Origin of the sequence: Nocardiopsis synnemataformans, from assembly GCF_965343085.1 — a bacterium.
Classification (GTDB): Bacteria; Actinomycetota; Actinomycetes; order Streptosporangiales; family Streptosporangiaceae; genus Nocardiopsis; species Nocardiopsis alborubida.
Window position 1 is genome coordinate 17,781 of record NZ_CBDRFA010000038.1, and the last position, 9,172, is coordinate 26,952.

General features: G+C 68.9%; 19 protein-coding genes. 18 read left to right on the forward strand and 1 reads right to left on the reverse strand.

What is annotated here, in order from left to right; genetic code table 11:
• Nucleotides 1–5: 5 nt before the first annotated feature.
• From ACSIH6_RS21565 to ACSIH6_RS21615, 11 genes are all read left to right on the forward strand, one after another.
• Nucleotides 6–350 (forward strand): hypothetical protein, encoded by a 345-nt coding sequence (locus ACSIH6_RS21565; protein ID WP_435110113.1) that lies wholly within the window; start codon nt 6–8, stop codon nt 348–350.
• Nucleotides 347–598, forward strand: a complete 252-nt coding sequence (locus ACSIH6_RS21570) for a hypothetical protein (protein WP_435110114.1) — start codon at nt 347–349, stop codon at nt 596–598. Before ACSIH6_RS21565 ends, ACSIH6_RS21570 begins: the two co-directional genes overlap by 4 nt.
• Nucleotides 591–1,178: a hypothetical protein gene (locus tag ACSIH6_RS21575; RefSeq protein ID WP_435110115.1), complete on the forward strand. Its 588-nt coding sequence runs from the start codon at nt 591–593 to the stop codon at nt 1,176–1,178. Before ACSIH6_RS21570 ends, ACSIH6_RS21575 begins: the two co-directional genes overlap by 8 nt.
• Nucleotides 1,178–1,843 (forward strand): ERF family protein, encoded by a 666-nt coding sequence (locus ACSIH6_RS21580; RefSeq protein WP_435110116.1) that lies wholly within the window; start codon nt 1,178–1,180, stop codon nt 1,841–1,843. Before ACSIH6_RS21575 ends, ACSIH6_RS21580 begins: the two co-directional genes overlap by 1 nt.
• Before the next feature lie 11 nt (nt 1,844–1,854).
• Entirely contained in the window at nt 1,855–2,592 is a 738-nt protein-coding gene (locus ACSIH6_RS21585) for a hypothetical protein (RefSeq protein WP_435110117.1), read from the forward strand.
• Nucleotides 2,592–2,945 carry a hypothetical protein gene (locus ACSIH6_RS21590; protein WP_435110118.1) on the forward strand — a complete coding sequence of 118 codons (354 nt, stop codon included), beginning with the start codon at nt 2,592–2,594 and terminating at the stop codon, nt 2,943–2,945. Before ACSIH6_RS21585 ends, ACSIH6_RS21590 begins: the two co-directional genes overlap by 1 nt.
• A gap of 271 nt (nt 2,946–3,216) precedes the next feature.
• The gene (locus ACSIH6_RS21595; protein WP_435110119.1) at nt 3,217–3,513 is read left to right on the forward strand and encodes a hypothetical protein; all 297 of its coding nucleotides are present in this window, start codon (nt 3,217–3,219) and stop codon (nt 3,511–3,513) included.
• 63 nt (nt 3,514–3,576) lie between these two features.
• On the forward strand, nt 3,577–3,957 hold the full coding sequence (locus ACSIH6_RS21600; protein ID WP_435110120.1) for a hypothetical protein: 381 nt from the start codon (nt 3,577–3,579) through the stop codon (nt 3,955–3,957).
• Nucleotides 3,954–4,643, forward strand: coding sequence for a WhiB family transcriptional regulator (locus ACSIH6_RS21605; RefSeq protein WP_435110121.1), 690 nt, complete (start codon nt 3,954–3,956; stop codon nt 4,641–4,643). Before ACSIH6_RS21600 ends, ACSIH6_RS21605 begins: the two co-directional genes overlap by 4 nt.
• Before the next feature lie 71 nt (nt 4,644–4,714).
• Nucleotides 4,715–5,158, forward strand: coding sequence for a hypothetical protein (locus ACSIH6_RS21610; protein WP_435110122.1), 444 nt, complete (start codon nt 4,715–4,717; stop codon nt 5,156–5,158).
• Nucleotides 5,155–5,361 carry a hypothetical protein gene (locus ACSIH6_RS21615; RefSeq protein WP_435110123.1) on the forward strand — a complete coding sequence of 69 codons (207 nt, stop codon included), beginning with the start codon at nt 5,155–5,157 and terminating at the stop codon, nt 5,359–5,361. The genes ACSIH6_RS21610 and ACSIH6_RS21615 overlap by 4 nt, the downstream gene beginning before the upstream one ends.
• 49 nt (nt 5,362–5,410) lie before the next feature.
• Here ACSIH6_RS21615 and ACSIH6_RS21620 read toward each other — a convergent pair whose 3' ends face one another.
• Complete coding sequence (locus tag ACSIH6_RS21620; RefSeq protein WP_435110124.1) at nt 5,411–5,611, reverse strand: hypothetical protein; 201 nt, start codon at nt 5,609–5,611, stop codon at nt 5,411–5,413.
• Between the two features lie 122 nt (nt 5,612–5,733).
• Here ACSIH6_RS21620 and ACSIH6_RS21625 point away from each other — a divergent pair, with 122 nt between their 5' ends.
• The 7 genes from ACSIH6_RS21625 (at nt 5,734) to ACSIH6_RS21655 (ending at nt 9,156) form a co-directional block, all read left to right on the forward strand.
• The gene (locus ACSIH6_RS21625; protein ID WP_435110125.1) at nt 5,734–6,168 is read left to right on the forward strand and encodes a hypothetical protein; all 435 of its coding nucleotides are present in this window, start codon (nt 5,734–5,736) and stop codon (nt 6,166–6,168) included.
• Nucleotides 6,165–6,473: a hypothetical protein gene (locus tag ACSIH6_RS21630; RefSeq protein WP_435110126.1), complete on the forward strand. Its 309-nt coding sequence runs from the start codon at nt 6,165–6,167 to the stop codon at nt 6,471–6,473. Before ACSIH6_RS21625 ends, ACSIH6_RS21630 begins: the two co-directional genes overlap by 4 nt.
• Nucleotides 6,474–6,541: 68 nt before the next feature.
• Nucleotides 6,542–6,760: a hypothetical protein gene (locus tag ACSIH6_RS21635; protein ID WP_435110127.1), complete on the forward strand. Its 219-nt coding sequence runs from the start codon at nt 6,542–6,544 to the stop codon at nt 6,758–6,760.
• 57 nt (nt 6,761–6,817) lie between these two features.
• A complete protein-coding gene (locus tag ACSIH6_RS21640; protein ID WP_435110129.1) occupies nt 6,818–7,087 on the forward strand; it encodes a hypothetical protein in 270 nt (89 codons plus the stop codon).
• Between the two features lie 79 nt (nt 7,088–7,166).
• Nucleotides 7,167–7,814, forward strand: coding sequence for an ead/Ea22-like family protein (locus ACSIH6_RS21645; RefSeq protein WP_435110130.1), 648 nt, complete (start codon nt 7,167–7,169; stop codon nt 7,812–7,814).
• 59 nt (nt 7,815–7,873) lie between these two features.
• Nucleotides 7,874–8,209 carry a hypothetical protein gene (locus ACSIH6_RS21650; RefSeq protein WP_435110131.1) on the forward strand — a complete coding sequence of 112 codons (336 nt, stop codon included), beginning with the start codon at nt 7,874–7,876 and terminating at the stop codon, nt 8,207–8,209.
• A 188-nt stretch (nt 8,210–8,397) separates the two neighbouring features.
• A complete protein-coding gene (locus ACSIH6_RS21655; protein ID WP_435110132.1) occupies nt 8,398–9,156 on the forward strand; it encodes a PDDEXK family nuclease in 759 nt (252 codons plus the stop codon).
• The last annotated feature ends 16 nt before the right edge of the window (nt 9,157–9,172 follow it).

Consider the following 9,172-nt stretch of genomic DNA (forward strand, 5'->3'; position numbering starts at 1 on the left):
GTGCCGTGATTCAGATTAGCGACACCCTGACCATCAGCGCGACACGGCTGATGGACCTCGCCCGGGAGGTCACTCTCCAGCTGGGCGAGTGGCAGTACCACAAGCACCTGGTCGTGTCGGTGAACAACTGGCAGCTCGGGCGTCCGTCGGTGTACTTCACCCTGACCCATGAGGCCGACCGGCAGACCCGCCTGGACTTCATCGACGCGTTCGCGACGGCCCTCGATGAGCGGGTGCGCACGCTTCCCCGGCAGGGCGGCGGGTGGCTGATGTCGGTGAGCTACCGAGATGTGTCGGGTGTGTCCGTGGGCGCGTCGGTGCAGGTTCTCGGTGCGGAGGTGGCGTTGTGACTACGGAGACCGCTGCTGCTGAGGCTCGCCGGATGGTGCGTTCGCACCGTGGCGAGGCCGCCGCTGAGGCCCGCTACCACGCGACGCTGCCTGTCGCCCATGACGTCCGTGTGTGGCGGATGGACGAGGACCACCTCGGCTACACGCACACCCAGTGCGGTCGCCACTTCGGGTTGTTCGTGGACCCGACGCAGACCGCCGAGCACGCCGTGGACCACGACAAGACCTGCGAGGTGCCCCGTGGCTGACAAGACGTTCGACCAGATGACCTTCGCCGACTTCCTCGCTGTCGCCCGCCGCCACCTCGACCAGATGGAGGCCTGCTACCGGTCCGGCCTGGAAGGTGACGGGCACGTGGAGGAGTTCTCGGAGCTGCACAAGGACGCCGGGTGGGCGCTCGCGCTCGCCGGGTCGCGTGGCACCGCTGACCTCCGCGACATCGAAACCGCGTCCGAGGGGTCCATGGTCCCGGAGGACGTTGACGGGCTGCCCGCTGAGCTGGTCGCGGTGCTCACCGATGGCACGGACCTGTGGGAGATCGCTGAGGCGGACGAGGACCCGGTGGGCGCTGCCCCGGACGCGTCCATGGAGGCGTTCTGTCAGCGGAAGATCGCCGCGGCGGACGACGGGCTCATGGGGATCTTCGGTGCGACGTCCGAGATCGCTGGCCCGCAGGAGGACCGCGAGGACGACACCGCTGACCGGCACGACGAGTGGGTCGAGGACTGGAACCGCGCTGTGCGTGGCGTCCTGCCCGACCGCGACGACATCCGCGACCAGCACCCGTTCCCCATCGACCTGAGCGACGCAGACGGCGAGGACTTCTGATGACCGAGACCACCACCCCCGGCGTCATTCACACCAAGCTCATCGAGCTCATGCAGACCGTCGGAGCCATCGGCAAGGACGACATCAACACGCACCACCGGTACAACTTCCGTGGCATCGACGCCGTCATGAAGCACGTCCACGCAGCTCAGGTCAAAGTCGGCGTCACCATCCTGCCGACTGTCCTGTCTCGCGAGGTGTCCTCCGCAGGGAAGATGACCGTTACCTCGCTCGAAGTCCGCTACCGCTTCACGGCGATCGAGGACGGCTCGTACACCGACATCGTCGTGTGGGGCGAGGCCGCTGACGCACAGGACAAGTCCACCAGCAAGGCCATGTCCATGGCGCTGAAGTACGGGCTCGTGCAGGCGCTCATGATCCCCACCGAGGACATTGACGACGGTGACAAGGACTCCCCTGTCGTGGACCGCTCCCAGCCTGCACCTCCCCGCGAGAGGCCCGCGACCCCGGAGGAGCGCGAGTTCGTCGCCCAGGTCGAAGGGCTGATCGACGCCGCCGCCACCACGGACGAGCTGAACCGGTTGTGGGCGCGGGTCAAGGAAGCCTCCGAACAGGGGCTCACGACCGCGAACGCGAACAGCCTCACCGCGCGGATGAAGCAGCGCGCCCGCCAGCTCACCGCTCCCGCCAACAGCGCCGCCTGAGGAGGAACGCCATGACGAACCATGCCCTTCGCGTCGCAGCCCTGCGGGTGCTGTCCGACGCCATCACCACCGAAGCGCGCAACGTCCGCGCCGAAGCCGAAGCCGAGTTCGCGCGGCTGCGCAACGACGCCGGGGTCAAGTCGCTGACGGTGACCCTGCCCGACGGAACCGAGATCGGCACGGTCGCGATCAAGACCGGAGCCCGCGAGGTGTCCTGGGACGAGGACGCCGTCCGCGCGTTCGCCGCCGAGGTCGCCCCCACCGAGATCACCGAGACCGTCGACCCGGCGGCGCTGGAGGACCCGACGGTGCTCCAGTTCCTGCGGGAGCGCAAGCCGGAGGCGTTCACCACCACGGTGCGCCCCGGGTGGCTCAAGACGCTCAAGCCCGACGACGACGGGTGCGTGGTGAACCCCGAAACGGGGGAGCTGGTCAAGGTCGCTGAGGTGACCACCGCTGCCCCGACCGGGAAGTTCGCGTACACCCCCACCAAGGAAGCCGCTGCCCGTGTGGTCGCGGCGTGGCAGGCGGGGGAGTTGGGGGAGATCGGCGGTCCGCTCGCTCACGCGGTTGCTCCTGCTCCGGCGGAGGAGTGGCCGGAGCCGAAGGCCCCCGAGCCCCGGTCCGACGGCGAGGATCTGCCGACGTTCACCCCGGCCCCTGAGGGCCCGTTCTCGGAGCGCCCGTTCTCCGACATGCCCATCTTCGGTGACCTGCTCGCCGACGACAGCGTTGGAGGGCCGTTCTGATGTCGGAGTTGGCACAGACCTTCGTGTCCTTGTCGGAGTTGTCCCGTGAGCTGGCCCCCGCCGTGAACCGGTTGCGGGAGTTGGACGAGATGCGGGTGCATGCCGAAGCGGACTTCAAGTCGAAGTTCGCGCGGGTGTTCCGTGAGGCCAACGGCAGCGTGGAGGACCGCAAGCAGCAGGCGTGGTTGGAAGCCGATGGCCTGTGGCGCACGTGGTCGCTGGCTGAGTCGGCGGTGAAGATGCAGCAGGCGCACATCAAGACGCTGCACACCCGTGTGGATGTGGGCCGGAGCATTTTCTCGGCTCAGCGCGCGGAGATGGCGTTCGTGTCGTCGACGGGCGGTGACCGGTGATGGGCGCGCGTGAAGCCGCTGAGATCGCGTTCCACCTGTCGGACCCGGTTGAGGTGCGCATGTCGCGGGTGGAGGAGATCGCCCGCCGTGGCACCCAGCTTGTTCCGGACGAACCCGAGCCCGCCCCGATGCCCGTGCCTCTGTCCCCGTGCGGGTTCTGCGGACACCCGAAGGACGGCCACGGCACCCGGTATAGCGCGTTCGGTAGCTACCACGAGTGGCGGCGTTCCGAGCCTTTCCACTGGCCCCTGCGACCGTCAGGAGACCCCCGATGAGCAGCAAGCCCATGCGGTACCGCGATAGCGACGGCGACATCTGGGAGACCGTACCCGGATCGCACGGCGACGACCTGATGGACGAGGTCGGCGGTGTCTGCTCCTACGGCTACGTGCTGTCGCAGTACGGGCCGCTCACGCTCGTGCACGACGACGAGCCCGCCGAGGACATCGAGGACACCCCAGCCCCGCGTGACTCCGATCTGACCCGGACCCTCCGCGACGCCATGAAGCGGTACGGCGTCCCGGCGGTGATGGCTGAGGCCGCACGCCTCGCACAGCAGCGCATCTAGACCACCCCTAGGGCCGCTCCCGTTGCGGGGGCACGGGAGCGGCCCACCCCGAAGGAGACACGCATGGACACCACCACCGGCCGGGTCGTCACCGTCGCCCTGCCCCACATGCCCTACCTCAACTCGAACCAGCGCCTCCACTGGGCCACGAAGGCCCGCAAGACCAAAGCCATCCGCGACACCGCCGCATGGGCCACCCGGGCACTCCGGCAGGCACCCATGGCCGCCGTGGAAATCACCGCGATCGTCCACCCGAAGACCAACAGGCGCTTCGACCCGCACAACCTCCAGCCGACCGTGAAGGCCGCGATCGACGGCATCGTCGACGCCCAGCTCATCGCTGACGACGACTCGTCTCGACTCGTCTCCGTGGCCTTCCGCGCTGGTGAGAAGGACCCGGCGGGCACCCGCATCGACCTGATCGTGAAGGAGGTGGCCCGGTGAAGCACATCCGCACCGCCCGCGCCGGGTCGGCACTCATCGCTGACCCCACCTCATGGGCATGGCAAGACCACGCCGCATGCAAAGGCGACGAAGACCTCTTCTTCGCCCCTGACCGCGAACGCCTCGACGACCAGATGAACCGCATCCGCGACGCCAAGCAGATCTGCGCCGCCTGCCCCGTCCTCTCCGACTGCCTCGACTACGCCCTCAGCCTGCCTCCCATCGCTCAGAACGGCATCTGGGGTGGCATGACCGAGGACGAGCGCACCTGGGAGCGCAACAAGCGGCTGCGCCGGGAGCGCCTGTCGGCCAAGGCCACACCCAAACCGAAACCGAAGAAGAAGCCGAAGAAGGACCCCGTGCGCCGGATCGACGCTTCCGGGTCGCGCCGCCGCTTGGAGTCGTCGTCGGCAGTCGGGCGCCGCCTGAAGCTCTACTCCCAGCTGTCGGGCGTCAGCGAGTCGTTCCTGTCGAAGGTTCGTGCGGGACAGATCGATGTGGTGCGTGAGGACATCGCGAAGAAGATCGCGGACGCCTACCCGGTCGTGCTCGCTCGTGTGGGGGACGTGGCTCGGGAGCCGCTGGGTGCTGCCGCGATGGGCGGGTGGCCGCTGCCTGAGGCGTGGGAGGGCGTGGATATCGACGATCCGGCTGCGCAGCCCCGCACCATGACGACCGCCGCTTGACCCCCTGTTCTGCCCGCCGTGGCTGCTGACCCGAGTCCGGTCACGGCGGGCCCAACCCCCAAGGAGGGGACATGACCACCGCTTCCCGTTTCGCCGCCGTCGCCGCCACCCTCACCGCGATGCACCACGTCGGCGACTACCTGGCCCAGACCGACCACCAAGCCGCATGCAAACCCGGCCCCGACGACCGCGGCGACGTGGTGTGCTCCGAGTCCGAGTCGTGGCGGGCTCTCGCCGGACACGTCGCGTCGTACCACGCCGTGCAGGCCGCTGGTCTGCTCGTCGCCAACCGGGCGCTCGGACTGAAGCTCCGCCCGTCCCGTGTTCTCGCTGGAGTCATCCTGTCCGCCGCCTCGCACGCCGTCATCGACCGCAGGTGGCCTGTCCGCCTCTGGATGGACCACACCGGTAGCGCCGACTTCCGCACACGGGGCGGCGGCGCGCACGTCGACCAGGCCCTCCACCACACGTGCCTGTGGGCGGCGGCGCTGATCATCGCAGGAGGCGAGCGGTGAAGCACGGACACGACTACGACCTGTTCCACCCCGCGCACCTGGTCCCCACCGACGCCACCGCAGCGCAGATCAGCCAGGTCGCGCAGTACGAGGAGCAGGTGCGCCGCGCCTACCGGTCCCGCATCGAGCGGATGCTCCGCACGAACGACGAGGGCGACGCCGCTGATCTGGTGTCGATCGCGCCCGTGGACGAGCGGTGGTGACGCACGCCGAAAAGCCCGCACACAGGCGGGCTAACGGCAACGGGGACAGCTATTTGCGCTTGCGCTCCAAGCGGGCCTTGTTCAGCTTCCCGATGTACTCGCGCGACCAGTCCACGGACCGACCGATCAGCGAAAGATCCCTGCCGTCGCGCTCTTCTAGCTCCTCGTCGATGCCCCTGAGGAGCGCCTCGCGGGCCCGGTCGTACTCCTCTCGGAGCTTGCGCAGGCGCTCGATCTCGTTCTTGGCCATGGGCTTCATCGTTCCACAACTCATGTTGCGAACTTACATTGCGAACTTTGTTGACACAAGAGGATGCCCCCACTAATGTCACAAGTGTTCGCCAACAAAGTTGACAACGAACTGGAGGCCCCGTGACCACCACCGCCCCCGCGCTCACCCTCGTCCACGACACCCACGGCACCGAAATCGGCTCCATCCGCACCACCCGCGACGGCACCCACATCGCCGCCCGTCTCACCACCGACGGCAACGGCTACATCCCCGTCGGCGAATACACCACCCACGCCGACGCCGAGAACGCCCTCACCGGCCGCGTGTACGTCCGCGCCACCCGATCCGCCACCAGCCCCGTCGTCGGCTACTACGAGCCCATCCAGATCCCCAACGACTTCGGATCCACCACCACCCACACCGAGTACCGCGCACACCTGGTCGACGGCACCCCCGCCGGACACCTCATCGAGTGGGGCGCCCTCATCGCCCCCGCCACGAACGTGTGGCCGACCGAAACGAAGGCGCGGGCCGGGATCCGCGCCGCCCACCGCCACCTGACGGAGAAGCGATGACCGTCCCCACCCGAGGTCTGGTCGGCGCTGAGTTGTCGATCGCGAAGGCCGCACAGCGCCTCATGGGCCTGCGTGAAAACACTGTCAACCCGCCCAAGGGGGCTCTGGTGCTCCGTCTCGCTGACGCCCAGGACACGCTGCGCGCCGGTCTCGCGCTCGGAGCGGAGGTGACCGCGACCCTCACCGGCCGTGTGGTCGACGCCTACGAGGTGGGCGGCCTGCACCACTACGTGATCCAGACCCCGGACGGGAAGCGCATCGTCCTCGCCCCGCTGGAGGACGGGTCCACGATCACCCGCACGTGAGGCCGGGCCCCGGATGAAGGAAGCACCCGGGGCCCGCGCCACCACCGTATCCACAGCAAGGAGAACCCGTGAACATCGCCGAAACCATCGCGAACGCCAGCGCCGCCCTGCACGAGGGCGCCACCGACCCCGACATCGCCAACGGGCGACTCACCATCGCTGAGGCCCGCCGCACCCTGGCCGAGGCACGGGCGCAGATCCAAGCCGAAAGGGACGCGCTGCGGCTCGCTGAGCGCGACGCGACCATCGCCGACCTCCAGGAGTTCCTGACAGTCGTCCGCCCGTAGAACCCGAACCGCCGGGGCGTCGCGTGCGCCCCGGCCCACCCCTCGAAGGAGACACACGTGGACATCACCCGCGAGGAAAAGCACGACCTGATCCTCAAGGTCCGCGAAGCAGTCGGCGCCGGACTCGAATCCGGGCGCATGCCGGAGGCGCCGCCCATGCCGCCGTCTGAGGCGGAGATCAACAAGGCCGCTGAGTGGGCGGTCGTGGCGCTGACCCGATTCCTCGCGCGCAAGCACTGGGACAACCTCCAGGCCCGGGAGCGGCTGGAGGGGGAGGTGCGGCGGCTGAAGCGGGAGAACGCCCGACTCCGCAAAGTCAACACCTGAGGAGAGCTGTGGAGCAGCCCGGCACCACCGAAAACCCGTATGACCGCGAGATCGACCACCTTGACGCTGAGGAGCGCACATGAGCACGACCAACGCCATGACCATCGACATCGAATCCATCCGCGAGCGCGCCGAAGCCGCCACCGAAGGGCCGTGGGATGTCACCTCCGACGGCGGCACGATCCGCACCGACTACCCGTCAGGTACCCCCGGCGACTGCACCGTGATCGTGGAGGACTCCCGCGACTTCCACGACCCGGACGGGCCGCGCACCGAGGACATGTGGTTCCTGGCCGCCGCCCGACAGGACATCCCCGCGCTTCTCGCCGAGGTCGACCGCCTGCACGCCCGGGTGGCCGATCTGGAGAAGCACCAGCGAGGCACCGACCAGCTGGTCGCAGGCACCGCACGCTCTATGCGCGAGCGGTCCGCGGACGAGGTCGCACGGCACTGGCCGCGACTCACGGACAAGCGCCCGGCCGCCGAGAAGTGCGCCGACGTCATGGACGCCGTCCGCGCCCTGCCGCTGCTCTCTGACGACGACACCCGGGTCGCTGACGTCCACGTGGCCACCCCAGAGGGCATCACCCCGTGCGAGAAAGGTCGCCACGACGTCAATGTCACCACGATCATCAGCCACGTGACCTGCCGGAAGTGCCTGCGCACTCTCGCCCAGCTGAACGGCACTTCCGCCCGCGCGCTGCACGCCGCTGACACCGACGCCTGACCTCCACCTCTCTGGGGCTGCCTGCCACCGGGCAGCCCCACCTAGCCCGAGGAGAACCCGTGATCCGCCGACACACCTGCTACATCCCCGACTGCGACCAGCCCGACTGCACGAAGCCCTTCGACGACGAGGGCTACACCCCCCACTTCGACACCGCCGAGGAAGCCGCCGCCCGTCTCGCCGACGAGTGGGGGTGGACCCACACCGGCGGTGTGCTGCGCTGCCGCGACTGCACCAAGCGGCACCAGTGCGAGCAGACCGGCCACGACTGGTACGACCCGTCCCACGGCGACCCCGGCTTCCGCGCCGAGTACTGCCGGAGCTGCTCCGCGACACGCCCCCAGCCGACCCTTGAGGACGCCGACCCGCCCGCACGGGAGAAAGCGCCCGCCTGACCCCTTTAGCCCGACCGGACGAGCCGGGGACCACGTGCAAACCGTGGACGGGCACCACGCACACCGACCAGGAAGGGCACCCCGTGGACTACCCCCGACGCCGCGACTGCCGCACCTGACCTGCGCAAAGGGTCGTCCTGTCCACCCGGCCCGAGACCATCGATGACAACCCTCCAGGAAGGCCCGAAATGACCAGACAGCAGATCGAAACCATGCACCAGATCGGCGACATCATGGACGCCGTCATCAACCAGATCCGCGCCCGACAAGACAACCCGCCCACCGGCGAACTCGACGGCGACATGACCATCGAAGCCCTCACGTCCTGGTACGGCGACACCACCTTCCGCTCCAAGCTCGAAGCCGACTGGGCCGCCACCCTCGACACCTTCGGTATTGCCTGGGAGTACGAACCCGAGACCATCACCCTCCCCTCAGGGTCCGTGTACATCCCCGACTTCTGGCTCCCCCAGATCGGCACCTGGCTGGAAGTCAAGGGACCCGGCGTCCCCCGCGTCGAGAAGGCCTACGAACTCGCCGCCGCACGCGCCTGCCACTGCCAAGGCCGATGCTCCTGCGCCCACCACGGCGGAGAACTCGTCCTCATCGGCCACGTCCCCACCCCGCTCCAGCACCGAGACGACGACCGGTACTGGTCGGACTACTGGGAGCGCCGCCGCCACGACAACGAGCGCAAGCGCACCCCCGGACACCTGGCGTGGACGGTCGCGCACGGCCCCGAGGCGTACATGGCGACCTGCCAGCGGTGCGGAGTCACCTCGTGGGCTCCGCTGCGCTACCGGGGGTGCCGGGCATGCCGCAAGCGCTACGACAACACCCCCGTGTACCGGTCCGGGTCCAAGGATCTGTTCTTCGTGAACTCCGACGGGCTGCCCCGGCCTGAGGGTGCCGCGGTCGTCCCTGCCCCGGCGCCCGCCACTGCCTGACCACCTTCACCAACCA

What these genes read in the sequence shown, in the direction of transcription:
- ACSIH6_RS21645 (WP_435110130.1), top strand. Translation starts at nt 7,167, where the DNA reads ATGAGCACGACCAACGCCATGACCATCGACATCGAATCCATCCGCGAG.
- ACSIH6_RS21630 (WP_435110126.1), top strand. Translation starts at nt 6,165, where the DNA reads ATGACCGTCCCCACCCGAGGTCTGGTCGGCGCTGAGTTGTCGATCGCG.
- ACSIH6_RS21610 (WP_435110122.1), top strand. Translation starts at nt 4,715, where the DNA reads ATGACCACCGCTTCCCGTTTCGCCGCCGTCGCCGCCACCCTCACCGCG.
- ACSIH6_RS21580 (WP_435110116.1), top strand. Translation starts at nt 1,178, where the DNA reads ATGACCGAGACCACCACCCCCGGCGTCATTCACACCAAGCTCATCGAG.
- ACSIH6_RS21620 (WP_435110124.1), bottom strand. Translation starts at nt 5,611, where the DNA reads ATGGCCAAGAACGAGATCGAGCGCCTGCGCAAGCTCCGAGAGGAGTAC.
- ACSIH6_RS21595 (WP_435110119.1), top strand. Translation starts at nt 3,217, where the DNA reads ATGAGCAGCAAGCCCATGCGGTACCGCGATAGCGACGGCGACATCTGG.
- ACSIH6_RS21600 (WP_435110120.1), top strand. Translation starts at nt 3,577, where the DNA reads ATGGACACCACCACCGGCCGGGTCGTCACCGTCGCCCTGCCCCACATG.
- ACSIH6_RS21585 (WP_435110117.1), top strand. Translation starts at nt 1,855, where the DNA reads ATGACGAACCATGCCCTTCGCGTCGCAGCCCTGCGGGTGCTGTCCGAC.
- ACSIH6_RS21590 (WP_435110118.1), top strand. Translation starts at nt 2,592, where the DNA reads ATGTCGGAGTTGGCACAGACCTTCGTGTCCTTGTCGGAGTTGTCCCGT.
- ACSIH6_RS21655 (WP_435110132.1), top strand. Translation starts at nt 8,398, where the DNA reads ATGACCAGACAGCAGATCGAAACCATGCACCAGATCGGCGACATCATG.